23 protein-coding genes are annotated in these 25,494 nt (G+C 41.1%); 13 read left to right on the forward strand and 10 right to left on the reverse strand.

Going from position 1 to position 25,494, the window contains the following annotated elements; all coding sequences use genetic code 11:
• Positions 1 to 87: 87 nt before the first annotated feature.
• The 5 genes from recQ to J7E81_RS06185 all read right to left on the reverse strand — a co-directional run bounded on the left by recQ (position 88) and on the right by J7E81_RS06185 (position 7,607).
• Positions 88 to 2,211 (reverse strand): DNA helicase RecQ, encoded by a 2,124-nt coding sequence (gene recQ, locus J7E81_RS06165; RefSeq protein ID WP_215041286.1) that lies wholly within the window; start codon positions 2,209 to 2,211, stop codon positions 88 to 90.
• 261 nt (positions 2,212 to 2,472) lie between these two features.
• On the reverse strand, positions 2,473 to 3,567 hold the full coding sequence (locus J7E81_RS06170; protein ID WP_215041287.1) for a CaiB/BaiF CoA transferase family protein: 1,095 nt from the start codon (positions 3,565 to 3,567) through the stop codon (positions 2,473 to 2,475).
• A 15-nt stretch (positions 3,568 to 3,582) separates the two neighbouring features.
• Positions 3,583 to 5,154 (reverse strand): fatty acid--CoA ligase, encoded by a 1,572-nt coding sequence (locus J7E81_RS06175; protein ID WP_215041288.1) that lies wholly within the window; start codon positions 5,152 to 5,154, stop codon positions 3,583 to 3,585.
• A 140-nt stretch (positions 5,155 to 5,294) separates the two neighbouring features.
• Positions 5,295 to 6,449, reverse strand: a complete 1,155-nt coding sequence (locus J7E81_RS06180) for a thiolase family protein (RefSeq protein WP_215041289.1) — start codon at positions 6,447 to 6,449, stop codon at positions 5,295 to 5,297.
• Between the two features lie 12 nt (positions 6,450 to 6,461).
• The gene (locus tag J7E81_RS06185) at positions 6,462 to 7,607 is read right to left on the reverse strand and encodes an acyl-CoA dehydrogenase family protein (RefSeq protein WP_215041290.1); all 1,146 of its coding nucleotides are present in this window, start codon (positions 7,605 to 7,607) and stop codon (positions 6,462 to 6,464) included.
• 338 nt (positions 7,608 to 7,945) lie between these two features.
• Here J7E81_RS06185 and J7E81_RS06190 point away from each other — a divergent pair, with 338 nt between their 5' ends.
• The gene (locus J7E81_RS06190) at positions 7,946 to 8,152 is read left to right on the forward strand and encodes a zinc ribbon domain-containing protein (protein WP_215041291.1); all 207 of its coding nucleotides are present in this window, start codon (positions 7,946 to 7,948) and stop codon (positions 8,150 to 8,152) included.
• Between the two features lie 69 nt (positions 8,153 to 8,221).
• Here the strand turns inward: J7E81_RS06190 and J7E81_RS06195 are convergent, their stop codons facing one another.
• The gene (locus J7E81_RS06195; RefSeq protein WP_215041292.1) at positions 8,222 to 8,989 is read right to left on the reverse strand and encodes a 3-hydroxyacyl-CoA dehydrogenase; all 768 of its coding nucleotides are present in this window, start codon (positions 8,987 to 8,989) and stop codon (positions 8,222 to 8,224) included.
• A gap of 558 nt (positions 8,990 to 9,547) precedes the next feature.
• On the opposite strand from J7E81_RS06195, the gene J7E81_RS06200 reads away from it, so the two are divergent.
• Together J7E81_RS06200 and J7E81_RS06205 are read left to right on the forward strand one after the other, a co-directional pair.
• Positions 9,548 to 10,510, forward strand: a complete 963-nt coding sequence (locus J7E81_RS06200; protein WP_215041293.1) for a D-2-hydroxyacid dehydrogenase — start codon at positions 9,548 to 9,550, stop codon at positions 10,508 to 10,510.
• Positions 10,511 to 10,683: 173 nt separating this feature from the next.
• Positions 10,684 to 12,111: a DUF5074 domain-containing protein gene (locus tag J7E81_RS06205; RefSeq protein ID WP_215041294.1), complete on the forward strand. Its 1,428-nt coding sequence runs from the start codon at positions 10,684 to 10,686 to the stop codon at positions 12,109 to 12,111.
• Positions 12,112 to 12,205: 94 nt separating this feature from the next.
• On the opposite strand, the gene J7E81_RS06210 is transcribed toward J7E81_RS06205, so the two are convergent.
• Complete coding sequence (locus J7E81_RS06210; protein ID WP_215041295.1) at positions 12,206 to 14,959, reverse strand: dynamin family protein; 2,754 nt, start codon at positions 14,957 to 14,959, stop codon at positions 12,206 to 12,208.
• Between the two features lie 272 nt (positions 14,960 to 15,231).
• On the opposite strand from J7E81_RS06210, the gene J7E81_RS06215 reads away from it, so the two are divergent.
• A complete protein-coding gene (locus tag J7E81_RS06215; RefSeq protein ID WP_215041296.1) occupies positions 15,232 to 15,741 on the forward strand; it encodes a hypothetical protein in 510 nt (169 codons plus the stop codon).
• 47 nt (positions 15,742 to 15,788) lie between these two features.
• The gene (locus tag J7E81_RS06220; RefSeq protein ID WP_215041297.1) at positions 15,789 to 15,896 is read left to right on the forward strand and encodes a zinc ribbon domain-containing protein; all 108 of its coding nucleotides are present in this window, start codon (positions 15,789 to 15,791) and stop codon (positions 15,894 to 15,896) included.
• Positions 15,897 to 16,225: 329 nt separating this feature from the next.
• Here J7E81_RS06220 and J7E81_RS06225 read toward each other — a convergent pair whose 3' ends face one another.
• From J7E81_RS06225 to J7E81_RS06235, 3 genes are all read right to left on the reverse strand, one after another.
• On the reverse strand, positions 16,226 to 16,948 hold the full coding sequence (locus tag J7E81_RS06225; RefSeq protein ID WP_215041298.1) for an amino acid ABC transporter ATP-binding protein: 723 nt from the start codon (positions 16,946 to 16,948) through the stop codon (positions 16,226 to 16,228).
• A complete protein-coding gene (locus J7E81_RS06230) occupies positions 16,945 to 17,601 on the reverse strand; it encodes an amino acid ABC transporter permease (RefSeq protein WP_215041299.1) in 657 nt (218 codons plus the stop codon). Before J7E81_RS06230 ends, J7E81_RS06225 begins: the two co-directional genes overlap by 4 nt.
• Positions 17,602 to 17,699: 98 nt before the next feature.
• Positions 17,700 to 18,500 (reverse strand): basic amino acid ABC transporter substrate-binding protein, encoded by an 801-nt coding sequence (locus J7E81_RS06235; RefSeq protein ID WP_215041300.1) that lies wholly within the window; start codon positions 18,498 to 18,500, stop codon positions 17,700 to 17,702.
• 405 nt (positions 18,501 to 18,905) lie between these two features.
• Between J7E81_RS06235 and J7E81_RS06240 the strand changes: the two genes are divergently transcribed.
• The 8 genes from J7E81_RS06240 to ilvD all read left to right on the forward strand — a co-directional run bounded on the left by J7E81_RS06240 (position 18,906) and on the right by ilvD (position 25,485).
• Positions 18,906 to 19,262, forward strand: coding sequence for a PspA/IM30 family protein (locus tag J7E81_RS06240; protein WP_215041301.1), 357 nt, complete (start codon positions 18,906 to 18,908; stop codon positions 19,260 to 19,262).
• Positions 19,263 to 19,432: 170 nt separating this feature from the next.
• On the forward strand, positions 19,433 to 19,570 hold the full coding sequence (locus J7E81_RS06245; RefSeq protein ID WP_215041302.1) for a hypothetical protein: 138 nt from the start codon (positions 19,433 to 19,435) through the stop codon (positions 19,568 to 19,570).
• 21 nt (positions 19,571 to 19,591) lie between these two features.
• Positions 19,592 to 19,750, forward strand: a complete 159-nt coding sequence (fbpA, locus tag J7E81_RS06250) for a Fur-regulated basic protein FbpA (protein ID WP_215041303.1) — start codon at positions 19,592 to 19,594, stop codon at positions 19,748 to 19,750.
• Positions 19,751 to 19,889: 139 nt separating this feature from the next.
• Positions 19,890 to 20,216, forward strand: coding sequence for a MerR family transcriptional regulator (locus tag J7E81_RS06255; RefSeq protein WP_215041304.1), 327 nt, complete (start codon positions 19,890 to 19,892; stop codon positions 20,214 to 20,216).
• Positions 20,217 to 20,409: 193 nt separating this feature from the next.
• Complete coding sequence (locus J7E81_RS06260; RefSeq protein ID WP_215041305.1) at positions 20,410 to 21,672, forward strand: ammonium transporter; 1,263 nt, start codon at positions 20,410 to 20,412, stop codon at positions 21,670 to 21,672.
• Positions 21,673 to 21,739: 67 nt separating this feature from the next.
• Positions 21,740 to 22,729 carry a DUF294 nucleotidyltransferase-like domain-containing protein gene (locus tag J7E81_RS06265; RefSeq protein WP_215041306.1) on the forward strand — a complete coding sequence of 330 codons (990 nt, stop codon included), beginning with the start codon at positions 21,740 to 21,742 and terminating at the stop codon, positions 22,727 to 22,729.
• Positions 22,716 to 23,450, forward strand: coding sequence for an exonuclease domain-containing protein (locus J7E81_RS06270; protein WP_215041307.1), 735 nt, complete (start codon positions 22,716 to 22,718; stop codon positions 23,448 to 23,450). Before J7E81_RS06265 ends, J7E81_RS06270 begins: the two co-directional genes overlap by 14 nt.
• Positions 23,451 to 23,814: 364 nt before the next feature.
• Positions 23,815 to 25,485 carry a dihydroxy-acid dehydratase gene (ilvD, locus tag J7E81_RS06275; protein ID WP_215041308.1) on the forward strand — a complete coding sequence of 557 codons (1,671 nt, stop codon included), beginning with the start codon at positions 23,815 to 23,817 and terminating at the stop codon, positions 25,483 to 25,485.
• Positions 25,486 to 25,494: the final 9 nt, after the last annotated feature.

Here is a 25,494-nt window from a genome sequence, read left to right on the forward strand (position 1 = left end):
TATCTGTCGTAACACTCCGCTCACTTGCTCTTCAGCGGTTATAAACCACTCATAACCTGTAGCACACCGATCATAGTATAAACAAGATTATTTACTTAAAAAATAAAGATATGCTTTAATCATAAAGTAGCTGACTTCTTCAGGCAGTAGTTCCTTAATCGGTTTTAAACGGCTTCTTCCTGCTGTTTCCACAGCCTGCTCTAGTAATGGCAGATATTCCCCCGGAATGAGTTCCTTAAATTCAACTTCCATTCCCTGCTGTCCACATTGGATGATATGTTCTTCAACCGTTTTGAGAGATAAGTCCCTCTTTTCAGCAATTTCATTTAAAGACAGATTCTCTTTATATAAGCTATACGTTTCTAAATGAGAATCACGAACCGCCCTTTTGGCCGATTTTTTCGGTGGATTCGATGCTGGTACTTCTTCACTTTGATACTCTGGATTCTCCTCAAGAAACTTACGAATAGCTTGAATAAATTCCAGACCATACTTTTGCAGCTTGTGCTCCCCTACTCCGCTCACCTGCAAAAATTCCTCGTTGGTTTTTGGCTGTTTGGCGCACATATCTTTCAGTGCAGCATCCGAAAAGATCACAAAAGGCGGCACATTTTCCGTTTCAGCAATTCGCTTACGGACTTCTCTTAAGTATTCAAATAGCGGATCGTTTTTCGAAACTTCTTTGACCTGAACAGCTTCTCTTCGGTAGACCTGCTGGCCTCCTAAGAGGACCTCCTTACCTTTTGGAGCGACAAAGATGGTTGGAAATTGTCCTTGCTCAATCGCGATTAATTCTTGTGAAATCAGGAATTCGATAAAATCCCCCACTTCTTTAGCACCCTGATTCTTCATGATTCCATACGTACTTAGCCTATCAAAGCCCAGCTCAGTAACTTTTTTATTTTTAGAGCCCGTTAGAACTTGGGCAGTTAAGTTTTTCCCAAAACGCTGCCCCATTCGAATCACGCACGACAGCACCATTTGTGCCTCTTTGGTAACATCAATTCTGGACCTTGAATCCAAACAGTTCCCGCATCTTCCGCAGCTTTCCGTTTCTGTTTCACCAAAATATTTTAAAATAAATTCCTGCAGACAGTTCTCGGTATGACAATAATCCGCCATTTGCTGCAGTTTTTCTAGTTCTTGGGTCATCCTGTTTCGATCACTTGATTGATCAATTAAGAAACGCTGAACTTGGACATCCTGTGGAGAATACAGCAAAATACATTGGCTGTCTAACCCATCCCGGCCGGCACGGCCTGCTTCTTGATAATAGCTCTCCATATTCTTCGGCATCTGATAGTGAACTACATAGCGGATATTGGATTTATCAATCCCCATGCCAAACGCTGAGGTAGCTACCATCACGGATGCTTTGTCTTCTAAAAATCTTTCCTGTTCCCGTGCTCGGTCTGCATCCCCCATCCCGGCATGATAGCGGGCAACATTGATTTGTTCCTTGCGCAGCCTTTCATATAGCTGATCAACATTTTTCCGTGTAGCCGCATAAATAATCCCGGCTTCTTGTTGATTCTTTTTTAAGTAATCAAGAAGATACTTAAGACGGTCCTGACCCTTAATAACAGAAAAAGATAAGTTAATTCGCTCAAATCCGGTGATGATTGTATTCGCTTGATCTATTTCGAGAGAATCACAAATATCTTCCCGAACCCTTGGTGTTGCGGTTGCTGTAAGGGCGAGTACAACCGGTTTTTGAGGCAGGTTAGCAACCATCTGCTGAATATGACGATAGCTTGGTCGAAAGTCGTGTCCCCATTGAGAGATACAGTGGGCTTCATCCACTGCCACTAATGGGATGTCCATCTGCCTTAGTTCCTCGCTAAATTCATAGGATTCCAATCTTTCCGGCGCTATGTACAAAAGCTTGTACTTCCCCTGTTTGGCCTCGTTAATTCTCGAATTGGCTTCGGAATAACTTAACGAGCTATTAATAAATGTGGCTGGGATTCCTGCTTGGATGAGGGTATCGACTTGATCCTTCATTAAGGAAATTAATGGGGATATGACGATTGTAGTACCTGGAAGGACGAGGGCTGGAACTTGATAACAAATCGATTTACCACCGCCTGTCGGCATGACACAAATGGTATTCTGGCCTGTTAGGACTGACCGAATCGCCTGCTCCTGACCGTTTCGGAAAGAGCTGTAACCGAAGTGAGTTTTTAGTAGGGAAAGTGCTTGATCAAACAAGGTTGTATCTCCTTTCAATTTTACGAACTGTCTCTATTATACTGCTTTTTAGAATTAGGTACTGCTCTATTAAATTAAATCTATGTGGTAAATTTTTATGTTGAGAGTAGCGGAGGCATCATTGAAGCATTACTATTTTTTCCGATCCCCTGGTAATGTAACCCTTTTTAATTGACCGCCTAATTATTACGCCTGCTGCCCGGCAAAAGACCTTTCTAAAAAAAGAAGGCTATCGGGCTCTCCGATAGCTTTTACCTTGTTTTATATGAAAATACTATTTAAAATTTCTGTTCTATGCTCGCCTTTATTTGGTGGTGCGGCAATGGCAGAAAGCACTAAGTCACTGTGCATTTTAACCTGATAATCTCCCCAAGACGATACAAAGATGAGTTCCTTCTCCTTAAAGTAGGGGTTCTCGCTCAGTTCCCCCACCTCGAGCACAGGTGCCATACAGCAATCCACTACTTGGGCAAATTCAATCCATTCATAAAACGTCTTACTTTTAAAAAGATCAGTGATCTCCTGGAAAACCTGGTTGGAAGCTTCCGTTTTAGAAGTGTGAGCACTCAACCAATCTTCATGACCATGAGCTAAACAAAAATTCTTCCAAAACTTTGGTTCCAAGGCCCCTAAGCTCATATACCGCTGATCCTTGGTTTCATATATAGCATAGGATATAATGCTGCCGTTCAGGACGTTAATTCCGGTACTCTCACCTGTTTCTTTTTCAACCATGACATGATTTCCAAGCAAGGATACCAGCTGGTCGGTGATTGAAATAGAATGATAGCTTCCTTCTCCTATTTTAAATCTTGAAACAAGCCCTGCAAGAATCCGCTCATTGGCGGCAAATCCGCCCAAGTAATCTGCAAGAGTAATCGAAGGATGAATTGGTCTGCCCTGTTGATCTTTAAGCTGGGAAAGAACTCCACTTAGTGCCATATAATTAATGTCATGGTTGCCAAGTTTACTGAACGGACCATTTTGACCATAGCCAGAGATAGAACAATAAATGATATCATGCTTCACCTGTTTAACCGCTTCATATCCCAAACCGAGTTTTGCCATTACCCCTGGTCTGAAACTTTCTATTACTACATCGGCTTGGGAAATCAATCTTAGTGCTATCTCCAAGTCCTCCTGCTCTTTCAGATTAAGAGTAATACTCTTCTTTTGCCTGTTATTAGCGAGAAAAACAAGACCCGTATTGTCCTTCAATACACCTGTATTCCTGGCCGGGTCTCCCTCAGGCGACTCTACTTTGATGATTTCTGCACCTAATTCCGCTAATCTGAGAGTCGCAAATGGTCCTGGCAGATAATTGGTAAAATCAATCACCTTTATCCCTTTTAGCATTGGCAAAACCCTTTCCTATTTGCTGGAATCTGGGGCTAGAAGCTGCTCTAATTGTTTTCGCAAAATAAATTTTTGAATTTTACCACTAGCATTCCGCGGAAGTGTCTCACAAAAAACGTAATTACGAGGGCGTTTATAATTAGCCAGTTTGCCGCTGTTTTTACAATACTCATCCAGTTCCTGTTCCGTAACCGCTGGATTCTTTTTTACAATAAAGGCAGTAACGGTTTCTCCCCAGCGGTCATCTGGCTGACCCACGACGGCCACGTCCAAGACATCAGGATGCCCATGCAACAAGTCTTCTACTTCCCGTGGATAAATATTTTCTCCACCGCTTATAATCATGTCATCGACACGGTCATTGACATATAGGTATCCTTCTTCATCCAGATAACCGATATCCCCAGAGTGGTACCAGCCTTTGTACAGGGCATTTTCAGTCGCATCTTCCAGATTAAAATAACCATTCATCATACATGGCCCCTGTACAATAATCTCGCCTGTTTCTCCCACTGGAACGATATCTTCCGGATCGGAAGGACCATCTTCTCTTGTGCGGACGATTCGAATATCATGACTTAAAGCGGCTTGTCCGGCAGATCCTGCTTTCCGGAGCTGATCATTCTCTGACAAAAAGGTAATAGCTGGTCCCATTTCTGTCATCCCGTAAGCCTGAATCAGCGAGATACCTAAGCGGTCATGCAGCGCGTGAACAAGCGATGGGGCCATGGGAGCCGCACCATAAAGTCCTAGCTTCAAACTGGAGAGATTATATCGAGTTAAATCTTCTTGAAGGAGCATATTCCACATCGTTGGAGCGGCAAATAGTTTCGTGATTTTTTCTCTTTCAATTAATGGAAGGATGGCCTCCGGATTAAACTGATGCAAAATGACATTACTTGCCCCGACATGCACCCTTGGAATAAAAGCACAATGGAGTTCGGCACAATGGAACATGGGTGCCGTAACAAGACCGACATCGTTCGCTTCAAGCTTTTCGGCAGCAATACACAATACGCTTTGGTCTACCATATTACGGTGTGTATGCATTACACCTTTGGGCCTTCCAGTAGTTCCGCTTGTATAGATAAACGCATAGATGTCAGATTCAGCTACCTCTAATTTAATGTCCTCAGTCGAAGCATCTGCCAGTTTTTCTTGATAGGATGCGGCAAAGTCCGGCTTTTCTTCTTCGATAAACCAAAAGGCTGTGTGATCAAATCGGCCTGCAATCGTCTCAATTACTGGCTCCAATGCTTTTTCAAAAAGAACTACCTTTGGAGTGGCATCTGAAAGAATAAACGCAACCTCTTCCGGCGTTAAACGGAAATTAATTGGATTAAATACCGCCCCGATTTTGGCGCAGGCAAAAAGGGCTGTTCCTAGTTCTTCGGTATTAAACATGAAGGTGGATACGCGGTCTCCTTTTTGGACCCCTTCTTTTAAAAGGGCATTGGCTAGCCGAGTCACTTGTTCGCTCCACTCTTGATAGGTATAACGGATATTTTTTCTCACATCGTAAATGGCCGGTTTGTTCGGAAACTTTTTCACGGTTAAATCAAAGATTTTGCCAATCGTTGTACTCATTAGGCCGCCTCCAATAATTTACTTTTTGAGGATTTGGAACTGAAATTTTGTTTTTCAGCGATTTTTTCATGGTTATCAGTGATTTTTCATGGTTATCAGCGATTTCCCAGTACTATCAGCGAATCCAAATATTAACGCGATTACAGCCTCTCAATAATTGTGGCATTTGCCATTCCATGACCTTCACACATGGTTTGTAATCCATATCTCCCACCTGTCCGCTCAAGCTCATGCATCATCGTAACCATTAACCGTGCACCACTGCCGCCTAGAGGGTGTCCTAAGGCAATCGCACCTCCGTTCGGATTTAACTTTTCTTGATTGGCACCGGTCTCCTTCAACCACGCCAAAGGTACTGGAGCAAAGGCTTCATTGACTTCAAATACATCGATATCATCAATCGATAAGCCTGATTTTTCAAGCGCCTTTTGTGTGGCCGGGATTGGTCCTGTCAGCATTAAGGTGGGGTCTGATCCAACAACCACACGTGTGTGGACTCGAAAACGAGGTTTCAAACCAAGTTCTTCTGCTTTTTCCCGAGACATCAGTAATAAGGCGGCAGCACCATCACTAATTTGGCTGGAATTCCCGGCATGAATGACCCCATCTTCTTTAAACGCTGGACGGAGACCGGCTAATGCTTCAAGAGAAGTTCCTTTTCTTGGACCCGAATCCTCCTTAATAACAGCCGTTGTTCCGTCAGGAAGGGTCACATCAATTGGAAAAATCTCTCTCGAAAAATATCCTTTTTCTTGCGCCTTAAGGGCCTTCTGGTGGCTCTCCAGTGCGAATTGGTCAAGTTCAGCGCGGGTAAACCCATATTTTTCAGCAATCCTCTCGGCCGACAGCCCCTGGTGAATCATTTCATACTTTGACCGTAACACCGGGCTAAATGGCTCTTCCACCCCCTTGTAGTTGGATCCCATTGGCACTCGGGACATACTTTCAACACCGCCAGCGATGACCACATCCATGTCTCCAGCAAGGATGGCTTGTGCCGCGAAATGAACGGCCTGCTGGCTGGAGCCGCATTGGCGGTCAATCGTTGTTCCTGGAACTTCGATTGGGAATCCGGCAATTAATGCGGCAACCCTTGCTATATCTCCTGCCTGCTCTCCCGCTTGGGTCACACATCCTAAAATAACGTCATCAATGATTGCTGGATTGATTCCGGTCCTGTTAATAAGCTCTTTTAGGGTTAAACCTGCCAGGTCATCCGACCTGATATCTTTTAAAACCCCATTTTTTCTCCCAACCGGTGTACGAACGCCTTCTACAATGACAACTTCACGCATGATTATTTCCCCCTATAATCCTAGATTTTTTGCAATAATTGTTTTCATGATTTCGTTTGTTCCAGCGTAAATACTAGAAACCTGGATGTCGCGGAACCGCCTCGCAATCTCGTATTCTTCCATATAGCCATAGCCGCCGTGGAGCTGCATGCATTCAGAAGCGGTCCGTTTTGCTATGTCCGTTAGTTTCCATTTGGCCATCGACACCTTTGTTACCACGTTTTTCCCTTCGATGTGTTCGGCGATTAACTGATTTAAAAAGGCTCTGCCCATTTCAATTTCTGTTGCCATTTCAACAATCTTAAACTGGGAATTTTGAAACTGGCTAACTCGTTTTCCAAAGGCTTCCCTGCTTTTCACATAGTCAATCGTCGTCTTAAGCATCACCTCAGCAGCTGTTTGTGCTCCAATTGCGACAAGAAGACGTTCTTGTTGAAGTTTTTCCATTAAATAAAGAAAGCCTTTGCCTTCCTCCCCCAGCAGGTTATCTTTCGGGACGCGGCAGTCTTCGAAAATTAGTTCAGCTGTATCTTGAGAATGCAGCCCCACCTTGTTCAGTTTCCTTCCTCGAGAAAATCCCGGTGTATCCCGCTCAATCATGAGAAGACTTACTCCTTTGTGTTTCGGAACTGCTTGTGGGTCGGTTTTGACCGCAACAAGGATCAAATCAGCTTGGATTCCGTTCGTGATGAAGGTCTTTTGGCCATTGACGATATAACAGTCACCGTCCAGTTTGGCAGTAGTTTTAATGTTGGCTAAATCTGAGCCGGTTCCGGGCTCGGTCATTGCTATTGCAGTAATAATGTCACCTGTTACACACTTTGGCAGCCAGCGCTGTTTTTGTTCATCGGTTCCGTAAGAGGTTATATACGGAATGACAATATCACTGTGGAGCCCAATACCCACTAAGCCTGATCCGACTCGTTCAAGCTCCTCATTGATGATTACGGCAAATCCCCAGTCAACCTCGCTGCCGCCATACTTTTCATCAATATCCGGACACAGAAAGCCTTGCTCCCCCATCTTTTTCCAGAATGACCGCGGAATCATACGCTTTTCTTCCCACTGTTCATAGAAGGGATATGCTTCTTTTTCTAAAAACTTTCTTAATGACTGACGAAAAATTTCGTGATCTTTGTTTAAATAGGGATGCTTCATTCTAGTAACCTCGCTTTCAATATTTGTAAACGCTTACTTTGTCGATGTGAGTTTCAGACTTAAATGATTTTGTATGGATTCTACAAATTTCTAAGGTTATTCTACAAATCTAAGACTTTTTCTACAAGAATAAAGAATAATTCTACGAAAAAGACAGTAATTCAACAAAATAAAAAGTAATTCTACATTAATTGGAAAATATTTTCCAAATAAAGCTTATCTCCCCCTATTGTAGCAGATAAGAAAGATAATTTAGAATATTTTTACATTCAAATTTGCAACTTTTTCTAACCTCATTCGTAAATAATCTGAGATATCTAAACTTGGAGTTGATTGCGATGAGTGAAAAAGGATGTATGAAATGCGGAAGCAGGGAAGCTGGAACAAAAGATGTAGCAATGACTGGAACAGGACTATCTAAGATGTTTGACCTTCAGCACAACACATTCACCGTTGTTTTTTGTAAGAAATGTGGATATTCAGAGTTTTATAATAAAAAAACATCGACCGCTTCAAACATTCTTGATTTGTTCTTTGGAGGATAATTATTTCTGTAAGGGATTCTCCTAAGTGGGAATCCCTCCAATATGACACGATTAAAATAGATTCATATATTACTTAGGCTGCATCCTGATTGCGCCATCAAGCCTGATGGTTTCACCATTTAGCATGGGGTTTTCAATTATACTCTGGACAAGCTGTGCGTATTCGCTTGGATACCCTAGGCGTGGAGGAAACGGCACCATTTTCCCAAGTGAACTTCTTGCTTCGTCTGGAAGAGTATCAAACATCGGTGTGTGGAACAATCCCGGAGCAATGGTCATTACGCGGATTCCGTACCGGGCTAACTCTCTCGCAATTGGCAAGGTCATGCCAACAATCCCGCCTTTAGAGGCACTATAGGCAGCTTGACCGATTTGTCCGTCAAAAGCGGCCACAGAGGCCGTGTTGATCATAACACCGCGCTCGTTTTGTTCATTCACATTATTTCCAGACATTTTCGCTGCTGCCAAACGGATAACATTAAAGGTACCGATTAAATTTACTTGGATGACCTTGGAGAAGAGCTCAAGATTATGTACCCCCTTCTTCCCCAATACTTTATCGGCAATCCCGATTCCTGCACAGTTCACTACTGTATTGATTTCACCCAAGAAATGAGCCGCTTGATTGATTGCCTCTTGAATCTCCTTTTCCTTGGTCACATCTGCTTTTAAAAATAAAGCAGCTTCACCTAATTCATTCTGAAGGCGAAAACCATTTTCCTCTGATTGGTCAAGGATAACAGTTTTTCCTCCTTTTCCAATGATGTTGCGAACAGTAGCCTCTCCAAGTCCGGAAGCGCCCCCTGTTACAATGGCCCTGCATGATTGACTTTGCATTTATTCATACCCCCTCATATTCAATTTCATATTCTTAGTTTGCAAGTTTTATGCTAGATCGGGTTTTTGCACGAGCTACATGGAAGTGCGATACGGTACACTTTTTTGATTGTTCTTGCAGACAAAAGGCTGTAACCGTAAGCCATTCCTGTCCCCATGGAGCTCTCATGCGGACAAAAACGATTACCACCAGCTATTCCTGTCCTCATGGAGCTCCCATGCGTACAAAAAACTCTTGCCTCCAGTTATTCCTGTCCCCATGGAGCTCTCATGCGGACAAAAAACGATTACCACCAGCTATTCCTGTCCTCATGGAGCTCCCATGCGTACAAAAAACTCTTGCCTCAGTTATTCCTGTCCTCATGGAGCTCTCATGTGGACAAAAAACGGTTACCACCAGCTATTCTTGTCCTTATGAACAAAAATTCCTCCGTAACATTTGGGCAGCCGCCAAGCAATAGTGTCTAAATTTTGTACACCACCCATTCAAAGAAACTATTAATATTTAATTATATATACGATATGATTAGTCTATATCAACATAAAGGTGGGAGTTAAATGAGTAAACGGAAAATAGTTATTACACAAAACTTAAAGCCAGAATACATAGCGAAAATTAAAAACATCATCCCTGATTGGGACGTAATCGCAGGCAAAGACCCATCTGTCTGGAAAGAACATGCGAAAGATGCAGAAGTCATTGCCGGCTGGAGAAAAGAGTTAGCTGATTATTGCCTTACCTCTGAATCAAAACTGCAATGGCTGCAAACCTGGAGTGCCGGGGTTGATTCGTTGCCTCTTGAGAAGCTGCAATCAAAACATATTAATGTAACCAGCGCCAACGGTGTACATGCTTATCCAATCTCTGAAACGATCTTTGCCTTAATGCTCGGATTAACAAGAAAAATTCATACCTATGTAAAAAATCAACAAACGAAGACTTGGGACCATGCTCACTTAAGCCTCGAGATTCATGAAAAAACAATTGGAGTAATTGGTGTCGGGGAAATTGGAAGAGAAACTGCTAAAATTGCCAAAGCATTTGGAATGACTGTACTTGGTGTCAGGCACTCTGGGAAACCAGCGGATTTTGTTGATGAAATGTATACACCAGACCAGTTAGACCAGGTACTGCCAAAATGTGATTATGTGGTCGTAACATTGCCGCATACACAAGAAACTCATCACTTATTTGGGGAACAGCAGTTTACCCAAATGAAAAGATCTGCCTTTTTTATCAATATTGGCCGAGGTGAAATCGTGATTGAAGAGGATTTAATTTCAGCTTTACAAGAAGGCACCATTGCGGGTGCCGGTCTGGATGTATTTGAAACAGAACCGCTAAGTACTGAAAGCCCCTTATGGGAAATGGAAAACGTTATTATAACGCCGCACACATCCGGGGCAACCGAGCATTATAATAAACGGGTCGTTGAAAACATCCTTATTCCCAATTTAAAGACGTATCTAACCGGACAGACACCAAGTACTAATCTAGTGAATTTTAGAAAAGGATATTAAAAAAAGGCTATTGTTTAAACCAACCTGATTTCTGTTAAAAAGCGAAGAACAATTAACATGTGTCCAATCTTTGAAACTATAAGTCCTGTTCATCAATCTTTCACATGCCCTTCTTTTTAGAGATGAGTTTTTGATTATAGTTAACTTATCTCTTATCAAAAGGAGGAACACCCATGAAGAAATTATGGACAGCTTTTCTGCTAACGGCTTTAATTACGAGTGGATGCGGTTCAAATAATGCGCAGCAACAGATAACTACAAAAGCTGAAAAAGTAACAAAGACAGCAAGCTTTGATGAGAAACTCGCTGGAGGTCAGCTTGGCAGTGAAACGATCGCTTTTGTAGGCGCCGGAACAGCCAATAAATTATGGGTCATTGATGGTAAGTATCATAAACTAGTCTCAACCATCGATGCAGGCGGCCCATATAATGAAAGAACCAATAAGGATTTTTATCCTAATTTAAATGACACCCACGCGATTGCTTTTACGAAAGACTTTAAAACTCTATTCACAGGAGATTGGTATAACTACGACGAACCATCCGATGTTATTGCGATTGACCCAATTACGATGAGAGAAAAGTGGAGACGTCCAACCGGTAAAGGCGCACACCATATTGCCTTATCTCCTGATGACAAGTATCTATATGTAGCAAACCAGCATGAAGGCACCCTTTCCGTACTTGATTTAGCCGCAAGGAAAAAGATCAAAGATCTGCAGACAGGTAAAGGAACCTGCTATTTAAGTCCAACAATGTATTGGGATGGAAAGGCCATTGATACACAGTACATGTTCTTAAGTGTTGAGAGCGAAAATAAAGTTGTTGCGATTGATATGGAGACGAATGAAATCGTGAAAAACATTCCGGTTGGCGGAATGGTTCATGGTACAAACCTAACTCCAGATGGCAAATACGTTTGGGCAGCTGTTATGGGCGCAAAAAAGGTAGCCATCATTAATCCAAAAACACTTGAAGTTAATGGCGAAATTAAGTTAAAAGAGGGCCCGATTCACATTGCCTTTAGTCCCGACAGCAAATACGGGTATGTGACAACAGGCGGAAACCAAATTTATAAAATTAATGTAAAAACTCATAAAATTGAGTGGAGCTCAACAGGGACAACAGTTCCCGCCCATGTTGGCGTAACTCCTGACGGTAAAGAGCTTTGGACACTAAACCATGGAATGGATAAGCGTTATCCTTATACGCTTGGCGGTGCCGCAGTAAGCGGGGTCCAGGTTTGGGATACTGAGACAGGCAAATTAATTACAGAAATTGTCGCAGATGGCGTACCTCATGAAATCCAATTTGTTCCTTACGGTGTGTTTACACCGAAAACAGAAGCTGCAAAAGAGTCTTCTCATGGAAATCATGACACAGTATCCGCGGCAGAAGAGATTTTTAAGAAAACGTGCCTTAGCTGTCATGGAAATGATTTAAAAGGCGGAGCCGGTCCAGATATTTCTAAAGTGGGCAGTAAATACAGCGAGCAAGAAATCCTCAGCATTGTGAAAGATGGCAGAGGGATGATGCCAAGTAACTTGCTTTCTGACCAAGACTCTGAGAAAATCGCCAAATGGTTATCTGAGAAAAAATAATATAGATGTAAAAAAACCCTTAAAATAGATAAAAGATTTGAATACTCATCGTTAGTCCAAAAAAGGAGAACCCCAAAGGTTCTCCTTTTAACTATTAGTATACTGTTTGTATTCCTTTTCCGGCCACTGTCATCCATTCGAACTGTCGAAGCCTTACGCCGAATAAAGTTAATGGATCGCGGAACATTTCCGGATTGGTATTCATCTTATTAAGCTGCTCCTGGTTTGATTCAATTCCTAGCTTTGCCTCATCTACTGCCGTGGTTAAATTCCTTAACGGGCTCTTGAAGAATAAGGTTACGTCACGCTCTAGAGATTTTTCAAACAGCTCAAACGGCTGGAAAAATTGCTTACTAACTTCTTCAATCGTTTCTGTGTAATCCTCATTCTCTACAAATGCTTTGTATTTGTTATAAAGCATTGCCTTGTTTTGCGATAGTGCCCCGAATAATTTTCCGGCACTCTTTAATAAAAATTGCGAAGGCGTCCGGCGAAGGAGAATATTGACAGATTCCAGCTGGAATCTGCTTGTCATCCGGTCTGTGTCGCGAAGCCAATCATCGAGCACCTTGAAATCACAAGCAAGTGCCAGATGTTCTTCCCCGTACATCTGGTTAAAGCCATCAGCCATCTCATTTAAAAATTCCTGTGCCTGGTCAAACTCCTCTTTACTATAGCCAATCCAATCCTGTAAGGAACGATAGAATTTAGGCATCACGGTTTGTTCCAAGTATTCTTGTAGTCTCTTATTCATTTCTTCGTTCAGTTCTAAATGAATATTACTAAAATTGCTGTCTTCCTTAATAAGGGCGGAGCACTCTTTTAACATAGCAGGAATCGTGCTGGCCATATCCTTATGAATGTTTTCCCTAATCGTTCGGTACGATTTCGTAATGGCCCTTGTTTTTTGTACTTCCGTATCCTTTAACTGATTAACGGCGCCATTTAATTTGATGTGCATATCTTCATTCCAGCGAATCGCTTCTACTAGTTGGTTTTCAACATCAATTCGTTTTTGCAATAAACTTGCGATAGTGGTCCGAATAAAAAACAATAGCTTAGCCAGTCGTTTATCCTCTAGATTTCTAGTAACCTTGATCGATTGAATAAACTCTTTAATGTCCCTCATCTGCTGGCCGCGTTCATATTGCGAAGAAAAGGCAAACACGCTGGCATCCGGCATAATAGCGTGAATCCTCGACTTGGTTTCCTCATATATTCTTACCGCTTCCTGCTCACCAACAATCGTATCCATTTTGCTTAATAGAAAGTGGACAGGAATATCAGGTGCTAATTCTTGTATTTGTACGAGCGCTCCTCGTTCTTTGTCGGTAAACGGAGAGTTTCCATCCAGCACAAACAAGACAGTGTCAGCTACTTGCAAGTTTTTTAATACTTCATAGCGATCATTGTGATTTCCCTTTAACCCGGGTGTATCAATAAAGGTCACTTTGTTTTCCTTCATAAATCCGTTAGGAAGCTTGAATTCGATAATGGATTCTAAGGCATTACGGCGGCGGTCCATTCGCTCTTGGAATTCAGTAAATCCTTCTAAGCTAGCAATCTGCCAATCAGTTATTTCGATTATTTCTTCTTCGTCACTATCTCTAAACATGACGAGTGATGACGTTGGGCTGTCTTGAAGGTCTTCTCCAAGAACGGTATTAACAAAGGTCGACTTTCCACTCCCGGTTAACCCAGTAATAAGGAGATGGTGTCTATCAAAATCCACCAGTTGCTCGACAAGCCATTTATACCGGTTATTCTCGCCCATCTCATGTGCCGTTGCCCAATCGACGATGGTATCAAATAACGCCAGGCTCTCCTCGAGTTCATTGATGTCCGTCTCTGTTATGCTAATCAGCTGTTCCGCTTCAGAAACGATGGATAAGCTGATCGTGGCAGGGAACAATTCGTTCCAAGAAAGCACCGCAGCAGATGCTAACACGACATTTCTCTCATCCGCTAATCGAAGCCAGTTGGTCAACATGTCTGGAATAAATTCTTGGAGCATTTTAATAAAATATCTGCCTTCTATTAAATCGAAATAAGCATCTTTATGAAGCTTTGAAAGTTCATACCAGTTACTTTCTCTTTCGAGGTCAAGTTGTAATAATAGCTGGTTGATTTCTCTGATCCAAGAGAAATAAGATTCTTCGTGTTCGTAACTTTTCCATAGTGAAGAGACGAGCTGTTCAAATTTTTTCTTATCGAGTTGAAACAAGCGAATTAAAGTTGGGGTGAAATAGCTCGGTGCATGTCTTTTTGTAACACCCTTGTCTACATAGCTATTTAGGATATGAAACCAACTTGGATCCTCCGAACGCATGGCTTCGGAGACGGCTAATTCAACCGCATGCTCCCAATCCTGCTGTTCTTCGAAAAAAGTTCTGGCGATTTCGGTAACATTCGGATACTCCGGGTTTGCAGCAATTGTCCTTTTAATCGTGGCAACCGCTGACTCCAGCTTCCCACGTTCGATATAAAGCGAGAAAAGCTGTAATGCTACTTCAGTATTTAGTGTTGCATTATCGCTTGAGATTGCCGTATAAATATCCTCGGCAGTCGAAAGCAACCCTAGTTCATAATAGGCATCACCTGTATTTTTCTTTGCCCATGGAACGAGTTCATCGGTGATGTTTTCCCATTTAAAAATCGCCGTTTCATAGTCTTTATGGTGAAAATACACTTCTCCTTGGGCAAAGCGTATCGACGATAGGTTTGGAAGATCCTTTGCTGCCTCATCCTGAAATGCCTCGCCTAGAACAAGAATCGGGTGAATGTCTTCATGCTCATCGATGAACATTTTATAATACGTTTTTTGTTTTAGCTGCTCTTCTAACGTCATTTTCTTTCCCTCCAATTGCAAAACACTCTATGTCATTCATATGGAAAAGAGTCATATTTATTCCATATACTATTCGCAGTATGTATGGATTTTAAGTCCCAATTATATCGATTCTAACAAAGGAATTTTTTAAAATGATGTCAGTTGTATTTCATTTTGAAGACAAACTCTCATTCTATGGTTAAAGGCATGAAAATTAGCTTCGGTCTTTTCTTCCTTTTATTCCAATTTTCAACGTATAATGTAGACAAATACCTAAAGGGGATATTCATTTGGAAAAAAGTCAGGCAATTAATTTAAGCGGACAAATCGAACGCTCAAATCCAATAAGATATGAAATTAAGAAGCTAGAAACCGTGAGCGGGATGCTGCCAAAGTTCCATCAATGGACGAATGGCAAGCAAGTATTGGCCGCATATGAAGTATTCCGGCCAGAAAGTGAACTCGGCTATTATCTTTTATTCATAGACTGGCATCGCAATGACAACTATTATTTAGTGATCTATGCACATGATAAATCCACTACCTGTGCTGAGATACGGCAGATACAAGAATTGGAGGATAGACCTCATCTGGTTTGGTCCTATAAACCGTTTAAACGCGACGGGAAAAACGACCAGAGAAAGGCATATTTTAAACAGATGTTTGGGTCGACAACCGTTTATATTAAATTGCCATCCTCACCTGCTAATGTGGAAGATTTCTTGACACAGCTGTTCAAGCTTTGCCAAAACCGGATTAAAGCGGATAAAATTACCGAAGTGTTTGATTTTGAAAATTGAAATGGGTGTGGAAAATGGGAGTTTACAAAAACTGTTAAAGGTGTGGGATGCCTTTAGCAAAAGATGAGTTAGGAGGCGGAACGGAGAAAAATGGAATCACAAGCATTAAATATTGCAGCCACTGCTTTATGAATGGCGAATTTACTCTAGGTTAGCACCCCATATAAAAAATTATTTTTTATTTTGACCGTTCCACCCAATTCGGGGCTCCTGTGGGCACAATTATCCTATATTTTGACCGTTCCACCCAAATTCCGGGATCCTGCGGGCACAAATATCTTTTATTTTGACCGTTCCACCCAAATTCGCGCTGCTGTGGGCACAATATCTTTTATTTTGACCGTTCCACCCAAATTCGCGCTGCTGTGGGCACAAATATCCCTAAATTGACCGTTCCACCCAAAATTGGAGCTTCTCAGGCACATTCCACCAGATACAAGACAAACAATTAGGGAGCCCCTGTGTCAGGCTCCCAATAAACCAACTATAATACCTTACTTAAAAACGCCTTCGTCCGCTCTTCTTGTGGATTGTCAAACAACTCAGCCGGAACCTTTTCTTCCACGATCAAGCCGCCGTCCATGAAGATAACCCGGTCTCCAACCTCTTTTGCAAACCCCATCTCGTGGGTAACGACCACCATCGTCATTCCCTCTTTCGCAAGATCCTTCATTACTTCTAAAACCTCACCAACCATCTCTGGGTCTAGCGCAGAGGTTGGTTCATCAAACAGCATGATTTTCGGCTCCATCGCTAGTGCCCTGGCAATCGCTACCCGTTGCTTCTGCCCACCTGATAATGAATCCGGGTAGGCATCAGCTTTATCCTCAAGACCAACTTTTCGTAACAGTTCGATTGCTTTTGCTCTCGCCTTTTCAGCAGGAATGTTTCTTACCTTCATCGGAGCCAGCATAATATTATCAATCACCTTTTTATGAGGGAAAAGATTAAATTGCTGAAACACCATTCCGACTTCCGTGCGAATTTTATTAATATCTGTTTTTTTATCCGTAATATCAACGCCTTCTATTAGAACATGTCCGCCAGTAATGGTTTCTAGCATATTAATACAACGAAGAAAAGTTGATTTACCAGAACCAGACGGCCCAATAACAACCACCACCTCTTGTGGTTTGACCGTTACGTTAATGTCTTTAAGAACCTCATTCGTCCCAAACGACTTTTTTAAATTTTTCACCTGAATCATTCTGTTGCAAACCTCCTTTCAAGTTTACCTAACAGGAAGTTAAGAGATAAGGTTAACACTAGATAAATAGCCGCTGATGATAGGTATGGTTCCCACGGACGCATATACTCCCCTTGCATTGCCTGTCCCCAGTACATTAATTCAGGAGCCGCTATCAGTGCCGCCAATGAAGAATCCTTGATTAAAACGATAAATTCATTCCCAAGCGGAGGAATCATTCGTTTAAAGGCTTGAGGCAAAATTACATATCGCATAGCTTGTACATGTGTCATCCCAAGTGAACGGGCTGCCTCCATTTGGCCCTTATCAATCGATTGAATTCCGGCCCGGAAGATTTCTGCCACATAGGCTGCCGAGTTTAAGGATAGTGCTAAAATGGCAGCAACGATGGCATTGGTGGAATGAAGAAATGCTGGTACAACGGCAAAATGAATTAATAGAATTTGGACCATTAACGGTGTGCCGCGGAAAAAGTTTATGTACCATCTAAATGGCAAGGAATATAACCTTTTTTTCGTCATTTTCCCTAAACCAACAAATAAACCAAGAATGGTACCAATTATAATACTTGCGATTGAAAAACCAATTGTTAATAATGTTCCCTTTAAAAGTAAGGGCGCATAATCTACTATGATATCCCACCTAAAATCCATTACGATCCCCCCGACACAATTGAGTAGGCTAATTCGTTTATTAAGCAAAAATTGCGTAACTGCCTATTATATAGAAGTTACGCAATTTCAGTAGAGTACTATTGTTGGTCTTTCAATGTTTGTGTATCAGGTTCCACACCAAACCACTTTTTATAGATTTTTGTATATGTTCCGTTATCAATAACAGTCTTTACTGCTTTGTCTAATTCACCCTTCAGCTTACTGCCCTTTGGTAACAATAGACCATAAAATTCATTTGAAAAAGCAGCATCATCTTCTATGAATTTAAAGTTGTCTTTTGGATTGTTTTTAACATAGGTTTCAATAACCGAGTTATCAGCTACAACGGCATCTGCTCCGCCATTTTTCAATTCAAGAATGGCAAGATTGTTATTTTTAAACTTCTTAAGATTTTGGTTATTCTCCCCAAATAATTTTTCGACGACTTCCTGTCCAGTTGTTCCATTTTGAACGGCAATCTTTTTGCCTTCTAAATCCTTCGCTCTCTTTATAGAACTTTCTTTTGGCACTAAGATTTCATTTCTGGATAGGAAATATGGAACGGTAAAGTCATAGCTCTGCTGACGTTCTGGCGTAATGGTAATCGCAGATACAGCGAAATCTGCTGTTTTCTTTTCAATCTCAACGAAAATTGGATCCCAGCCAACATGCTCAATATTCACCTTGTATCCAGCTTCCTTGGCAACTGCGTTAACAAAATCAACATCGAAACCAACGACTTTTCCTTTTTCTTGGTATTCAAATGGTGCATAGGCCGCATCGGTTACAACTCTTAGTGTTTTCTTCTCGCTTCCCCCTGTTTTACTAGTTCCACAAGCGGATAGCAGCAGGAGCAAACCTACTACCATAAGAGTTGTTACTACCTTTAATTTTTTCATGTTTAAGCCTCCTAATTATTTTTTATGAATACTATTTTTTAAACATTGAAAATTTTTAGACTATAATGATTATAATATCTTTCGTGTTTTTATTCAATATTCTATTTTCTTACTATACTAATAAGTTAATAGGATAAAATCAATTATTACATAGAAGTTTTAACCTAATTACAATAAGGTTATGGGCTCGTGAAATAGTAAAATCCATCTGAAATAAATCCAATAAAACTCTTTAATTTTTCCACCCAATCACCTTCCATTATTATGAAAAATATAAATAATTTATAGATAGTAGATGAACAGGTCTATCTTCAGAATAAATTATCCTTTATAGGCATTCGCCGTTTCTCCAAACCTACCGTTACATAATCTATAGGGGAATATCACATAAGGAGAGATGCCTAAATGAATCCCTACGAATATTATCAAGTTCCACAAATGCCAATTGAGTATCATAGCTATGTTCCTGCAGAACAATATTCATCCTACGTTCCAACAGAACCTATTCATACCTACGCGCCAATTGATCAAGTGAATCATTATGCGCCGCTTGACCCATATGACCCAAATCGTCAGCCACAGCAGCTTGAACGCCGAGTGAGTCAGCTTGAAAGACAAAATGAACGTCAAATCAGAGAAATTACTCAACTCCAACGGGATGTAACTCAGCTCCAAAGACGTCTTGTACGCGTCAATCAGCGAGTAAGAGCAATTGAAAATCGTCTCCACATTCCCTTTACACCTTTTGAAGGAGAATTTTAAAGTCTCACGAAGAACCGGTCTTTTTCCGGTTCTTTTTCATTAGTTAGAAATCCTTTCAAATCAATCCATGCCCAAGAAAAAATCCTGTTAACCTTTCTAACATCTTCCCTGACAAGAGCTAAAAAATCAGGTAATTTTTGAATATAAACTTATCGAAGGGGAGAATTCACATGAATCAACGGCATGAAATCAAATTAGCGATGCAAATCTTACAATTAGATAAATTACGTGATGAATTATATGAGGAACTCATGAAAACGATGGGCTCTAAAGGACATGAACTTTTACGAAAGCTGCAAAACGCCTAATATCTAAAGGAGGGAAAGACGTTGACAACCCACTTACGAAGAGGCCTTGAACGACTAAAGCAGTTTTACATTAAAAAGCTAGCTGATTCAGATATCTTTTATTCATCTGCCGAGCTTCAATCCCTTACCATCAGTGAACTGGAGATTCTTTATAAAAAGTCGAACCCCTCTAAAAAATAACGTCCTCTACTCCTTTAAAAATTTATTTCATTAAATAATGCATATCAGTACAATTATCCATTTTCATGTGAGAAAATGTAACGTATAATATTAAAAATATTCTAACTATGGTAACAACGGGGTGTGGTGAGCGACTAAAATGGGAAAAGATATGTCTTATAAAGATAAAAAAGTTATTACCATTGGTATTGTCAGAGATCTGACCGGGCTGTCCGAAAGACAAATCCGTTATTATGAAGAAAGAAAACTGATTTTCCCTGAACGGTCTCCAGGCGGGAGCCGTAAATTTTCCTTTACCGATGTCGAACTACTAATGGATATTGCCAACAAAATCGAGGATGGAATTCAAACACATGAAATTAGAAAGGAAATGCTGCGGGAACAGAAGAAACAGAATCAGGAGGATATTCGCAGGAAAATGATTCAAGGACAGCTTAATGCCCAGTTTGGTATACGAAAAAGGTAACACAGATTAGAAAAGGCCTCGATTCTTTTAGTAGAAACGAGGCTTTTTCTATGACTGCTTAGGGGAATCCCCCCCTCCTAAAAACCCTGTTAGAAAATCTCCCACAATTATAGATACAATACCCTGATTGATGTAAAGTTACAACTACAGAGGATGTTATAAAAATTAACATCATTAAAAAGGGGGAGTATAAATGGATACGACATACTTAATGAACAGTCTATGGGTAATGTTAGGAGCAGTCCTCGTTATTTTAATGATCGGTGGTTTTATCTTATTAGAAACAGGATCAACCCGTATGAAAAATGCTGGACATATCGCTGGTAAAACCATCTTAACATTTAGTATCAGTTCCATTATCTTTTGGGCAGTGGGTTTTGGTTTAATTTTTGGTAAGGGAAATGCACTGATTGGTTTCTCGAATTTCTTGTATTCAGGCTATGATATGGATAGTTTATCACTCTCTGGTTCAGTTTTCTTTTTATTCCAATTAGCTTTTGCAGGTATTTCTTTAACGATTGCGTTTGGCGGGTTTGCAGAGCGGGCTAAACTAAGTGCTTACCTTGTCTTTGCTGTTCTTTTCTCAGTCATTGTGTATCCTCCAATCGCTCATTGGATTTGGGGCGGCGGCTGGTTAGCTGAGCATGGTAAACAAGACTTCGCTGGTTCAACGGTTGTTCACTTAACCGGCGCAATGGCGGCACTTGCTGCTACCATTCTATTAAAGCCGCGGATTGGAAAATATAACAAAGACGGTTCCGCTAATAATCTTGCCGGACACAACCAAGTATTTACAGCCTTAAGCGTCTTACTATTATGGGTTGGCTGGTTCGGATTCAATGCAGGCAGTACGTTATCGGTTGACAAAGGATTCTTCGGGTTTGTTGCCATGAATACCAATCTTGCTGCTGCAGCTGGAACAATTGCAGCCATGATCGTTTCTTGGATCGTATTAGGGAAAGCAGATGTCCCCATGATGTTAAACGGTGCTTTAGCCGGCCTTGTAGCAATCACAGCATCCTGTGCTTTCGTAGAAACCTGGGCCGCCGTCCTTATTGGCTTTATCGCTGGAATATTAGTGTTTTATAGTATCAGATTTTTTGAGAAAGTTAAAATTGATGACCCGATTGCAGCTCTATCTGTTCACGGGACCGCCGGAGTTTGGGGAACCTTATCGAACGGATTCTTCGCAACAAAAGAATTAGCCACTGTTGGTAAGCCAGGTTTATTTTACGGCGGCGGATTACATCAGCTTGGTGTTCAAGCATTAGGGGTATTCACCTGTGCCGCCTTCGCCTTTATCGTTTCCTTCATTCTTCTAGCAGTAATGAAGAAAGTAATGAACGGATTACGTGTCACTGAAGAAGAGGAAATTATCGGTCTAGATATGAGCGAGCACGGCAGCTACGGTTACCCTGAATTGGTAAAAGCAGAACAGCAAATTAAAGTTCAATAATTGAAGGAATCAACAGCGGTCATTCCTTTTTACAGGGCATGACTGCTAGTTGATTTAGGGGGTGTACATGTTGCAGCATGACCCATATTCAGTATTAATTCAGATTAGAGACGAAAAACTGAAAAATGTTTGCCATAACCATTTTAAACTGAACGAGCTACATGATAATTTGATTCACCGGGTAGCAGCCATCGCGATAAACCAGGTTTCGAGTCAACACGGACCTCCTCCATCACCATTTACATTCTTTGTCATGGGCAGCGCTGGCAGGATGGAACAATCGGTATGGAGCGACCAAGACCACGGAATGATTTATCTTGATTCATCGGACGATGCCAAATCATACTTTTTAACATTAGGAAAAGAAATTTCGAAAGGACTTTATCAAGCAGGATACAGATATTGTGACGGGGGCGTGATGGCCAGCAACCCATTCTGGTGTAAATCGATTAGTGAATGGGAGCAGCAATTATCAAACTGGATGATTGAATCCACTTGGGAATCGATCCGTTATCTTCTCATATTTCTAGACGGAAGATCAATCTATGGAGAGAACACCTATGTTGAAAAGCTAAAGAACCATATTTATCAAAACATGAAGCAACATCATTTACTGCATAAATCACTAAGCAATACTCTCCATCTCAAAAAAGGAATCAACGTTTTAGGTCAGTTCTTAACAGAAACACACGGAAATCATGCCGGTAAACTAAATATCAAAGAAATTGGTCTTTTTCCATATGTAAATGCGATTCGTCTCCTTTCGATGAAAGAAAGATTGCACGAATCCTCATCCCTTTTACGTCTCGACAAAATACCAGAGATGTATTTCCCTGCAAGTGACAAAGCTTTTTTCAAAAAGCAATTCTTAAAACTGCTATCCTACCGATTATTATTTTCTGACCATAAAGATTATGATTCAGGTCATTATTTAACTGTCACCCAACTGACAAAAGAACAGGCTAGAGAGGTAAAGGAAATCATCAAAAATGGCGCTGCTCTCTTTCATCATATGAAAAGGTTACTAGAAAAGGAGGATTCAGATGAGAATAAATAATATGATCCAATTTTTTCGTCAAATATCTGGAAAAGCAAACTCAAACCTTTTCGCAAGTTTATCAGATCAATCCTCACTGCAGCAGAAGGCTTTCCTTAGAGAAATACAAAGAGAAATGAAAGAAAAGAACAGCTTAGACGTTCCGCTGAAAGAATTAAGGGTGGTCGTCTTTGATCTAGAAACGACCGGTTTTTATCCCGAGAAAGGTGACCAAATCATTTCCATTGGTGCGGTCAAAATGACAGGCGACCAACTAAAGGAACAGGAAACCTTTTATACATTAGTAAAATCGGATCTTCCACTATCAAATGAACTATCTGCTTTAACCAATATTTATGAAGAGGACCTAAGCACTGCCCCGATTGCTCAAGAAGCACTACTGCAATTCTTTCAATTTATCAAAAGTGATCTTCTCGTTGCACACCATTCCAGTCACGAGCAGGCCTTTATGAAAAAAATCACAAGCGAGGTATTACGAACAAGATTCGACCATCGAATTGTCGATACTTCTTTTCTCATCCGCCTTTCAAACCCCTATATGAAATCCGCTCCACTAGAAGAGGTTTGCGAGATTTGCGGTATTGAGGTGGAGAATCGACACCACGCTCTCAGTGATGCCATCATGACAGCAAAAGTATGGAGATATTATTTACAGCTAGCAGAAGAAAAAGGCTTCCGCTATTTACGTCAGGTTTATGAATATTTAGCAAAAATCGGATGATAAACTACTATTCTAGTCTAATATTTTCACCTATTAGCATAGTAGTTTCCATCTGGTCATTTATTCCCCTCTCCCTTACTTACTACTGAAATTTCTCCGAATTTCTTCTACTCACTAGTAACGAATAAAAAATTTTTTAAAAATTTTTTATTTACAAATTCCTTATCATACCAATAATGAAAACGCTATCAGATAAATTAATTTGTTAGAATTGTCAGATTTCTATATTGACCATGTTTTCAATTGGTTGTATGATTACTGAAAATAAATCATCAATCATTTACAGACGATTTGTAACAATCGACGGAATGACTTGTTACCCAGAAGGGGCAAACCATGCTATTGTCAGTTAGGAGCTAAGAATATGCGAAGCGATATGATTAAAAAGGGAATTGATCGTGCTCCCCACCGAAGTTTATTATATGCAACAGGGGTAAAAACGAGTGATTTGGAAAAACCATTTATCGGAGTTTGTAACTCGTATATTGACATTATCCCAGGACATAAACATCTTAATCATTTCGGGGAAATTGTGAAAGAGGCAATCCGGGAAGCCGGTGGTATTCCATTTGAGTTTAATACAATCGGCGTCGATGACGGAATTGCGATGGGTCATATAGGGATGCGCTACTCCCTTCCAAGCCGTGAAATTATCGCCGACAGTGCTGAAACAGTCATTAACGCACACTGGTTCGATGGTGTTTTTTATATCCCAAACTGTGACAAAATCACTCCAGGGATGTTAATGGCTGCCGCAAGAACTAACGTGCCATCTGTTTTTGTATCTGGCGGTCCAATGGAAGCTGGCGTTTCACCATCGACAGGTAAAAATCTTTCCCTTACTTCAGTTTTTGAAGGCGTAGGTGCTTACCACAACGGTACAATCAGCCAACAGCAACTGCTTGAAATTGAAACCAATGCCTGTCCTACATGCGGTTCCTGTTCCGGAATGTTTACCGCGAACTCCATGAACTGTTTAATGGAAGTTTTAGGAATGACGGTTCCTGGTAACGGTACGATGGTTGCTACATCCGAAGAAAGACATGAACTCATTAGGCAAGCTGCTAGACATCTTATTGAATTAGTTAAAAATGATATTAAACCACGTGACATCATTACTAGAGAAGCCATTGATAATGCCTTTGCACTAGATATGGCCATGGGCGGCTCCACTAATACCGTGTTACACACTTTAGCCATCGCCCATGAAGCCGGGATCGATTATGATCTTAGCGAAATTAATAAAATTGCTGAGAGGGTTCCATACCTTTCCAAGATTATGCCAGCATCTGATTATTCAATGGACGATGTTCATCGTGCCGGTGGTGTAAGTGCCATCATCAATGAACTTTATAAAGTTGAAGGTGCTTTGCATGATAACTGCCTAACGATTACAGGAAAAACTCTTCGTGAAAATGTGAAGGAAGCAACAATCACAAATGAAGCGGTCATCCGGACAAAAGATAATCCATATAGCCCAGTTGGTGGACTATCCATCCTATATGGAAACATTGCTCCAGATGGTGCCGTCATCAAGGTTGGCGCTGTAGATCCTTCCATTAAGACATTCTTGGGAGAGGCAATCGTGTTTGATTCCCAAGATGAGGCTCAAGAAAACATTAATAACGGTACTGTAAAGGCAGGCCACGTAGTGGTTATCCGCTACGAAGGTCCTAAAGGCGGACCAGGAATGCCGGAAATGCTTGCTCCTACTTCCGCTATTATGGGCCGGGGTTTAGGAAAAGAAGTTGCCCTAATCACAGACGGCCGCTTCTCAGGTGCAAGCCGTGGAATCTCGATCGGTCATATTTCACCAGAAGCAGCAGAGGGTGGACCAATCGGTCTCGTTGAAAATGGTGACAAAATTTTAATCGACCTTGAAGCTCGTTCAATTGAACTTGTGGTTGATGATGAAGTACTTGCCCAAAGACGTACGGCATGGGTAAAACCTGAGCCGAAAATTAAAACTGGTTATCTAGCGAAATATGCAAAGCTTGTTACATCTGCCAATACTGGCGGAATTATGAAAATATAAAGTTTAGCA

The organism is Bacillus sp. ISL-18 (genome assembly GCF_018613415.1).
In the GTDB taxonomy this organism is placed as follows: Bacteria; Bacillota; Bacilli; order Bacillales; family Cytobacillaceae; genus Neobacillus.

What these genes read in the sequence shown, in the direction of transcription:
- J7E81_RS06230 (WP_215041299.1), bottom strand. Translation starts at nt 17,601, where the DNA reads ATGGATTTTAGGTGGGATATCATAGTAGATTATGCGCCCTTACTTTTA.
- J7E81_RS06225 (WP_215041298.1), bottom strand. Translation starts at nt 16,948, where the DNA reads ATGATTCAGGTGAAAAATTTAAAAAAGTCGTTTGGGACGAATGAGGTT.
- J7E81_RS06260 (WP_215041305.1), top strand. Translation starts at nt 20,410, where the DNA reads ATGGATACGACATACTTAATGAACAGTCTATGGGTAATGTTAGGAGCA.
- J7E81_RS06200 (WP_215041293.1), top strand. Translation starts at nt 9,548, where the DNA reads ATGAGTAAACGGAAAATAGTTATTACACAAAACTTAAAGCCAGAATAC.
- J7E81_RS06205 (WP_215041294.1), top strand. Translation starts at nt 10,684, where the DNA reads ATGAAGAAATTATGGACAGCTTTTCTGCTAACGGCTTTAATTACGAGT.
- J7E81_RS06170 (WP_215041287.1), bottom strand. Translation starts at nt 3,567, where the DNA reads ATGCTAAAAGGGATAAAGGTGATTGATTTTACCAATTATCTGCCAGGA.
- J7E81_RS06245 (WP_215041302.1), top strand. Translation starts at nt 19,433, where the DNA reads ATGAATCAACGGCATGAAATCAAATTAGCGATGCAAATCTTACAATTA.
- J7E81_RS06185 (WP_215041290.1), bottom strand. Translation starts at nt 7,607, where the DNA reads ATGAAGCATCCCTATTTAAACAAAGATCACGAAATTTTTCGTCAGTCA.
- J7E81_RS06180 (WP_215041289.1), bottom strand. Translation starts at nt 6,449, where the DNA reads ATGCGTGAAGTTGTCATTGTAGAAGGCGTTCGTACACCGGTTGGGAGA.
- J7E81_RS06190 (WP_215041291.1), top strand. Translation starts at nt 7,946, where the DNA reads ATGAGTGAAAAAGGATGTATGAAATGCGGAAGCAGGGAAGCTGGAACA.
- J7E81_RS06265 (WP_215041306.1), top strand. Translation starts at nt 21,740, where the DNA reads ATGTTGCAGCATGACCCATATTCAGTATTAATTCAGATTAGAGACGAA.
- ilvD (WP_215041308.1), top strand. Translation starts at nt 23,815, where the DNA reads ATGCGAAGCGATATGATTAAAAAGGGAATTGATCGTGCTCCCCACCGA.
- J7E81_RS06240 (WP_215041301.1), top strand. Translation starts at nt 18,906, where the DNA reads ATGAATCCCTACGAATATTATCAAGTTCCACAAATGCCAATTGAGTAT.
- J7E81_RS06195 (WP_215041292.1), bottom strand. Translation starts at nt 8,989, where the DNA reads ATGCAAAGTCAATCATGCAGGGCCATTGTAACAGGGGGCGCTTCCGGA.
- J7E81_RS06220 (WP_215041297.1), top strand. Translation starts at nt 15,789, where the DNA reads ATGCCTTTAGCAAAAGATGAGTTAGGAGGCGGAACGGAGAAAAATGGA.
- J7E81_RS06255 (WP_215041304.1), top strand. Translation starts at nt 19,890, where the DNA reads ATGGGAAAAGATATGTCTTATAAAGATAAAAAAGTTATTACCATTGGT.
- J7E81_RS06210 (WP_215041295.1), bottom strand. Translation starts at nt 14,959, where the DNA reads ATGACGTTAGAAGAGCAGCTAAAACAAAAAACGTATTATAAAATGTTC.
- J7E81_RS06270 (WP_215041307.1), top strand. Translation starts at nt 22,716, where the DNA reads ATGAGAATAAATAATATGATCCAATTTTTTCGTCAAATATCTGGAAAA.
- J7E81_RS06235 (WP_215041300.1), bottom strand. Translation starts at nt 18,500, where the DNA reads ATGAAAAAATTAAAGGTAGTAACAACTCTTATGGTAGTAGGTTTGCTC.
- J7E81_RS06175 (WP_215041288.1), bottom strand. Translation starts at nt 5,154, where the DNA reads ATGAGTACAACGATTGGCAAAATCTTTGATTTAACCGTGAAAAAGTTT.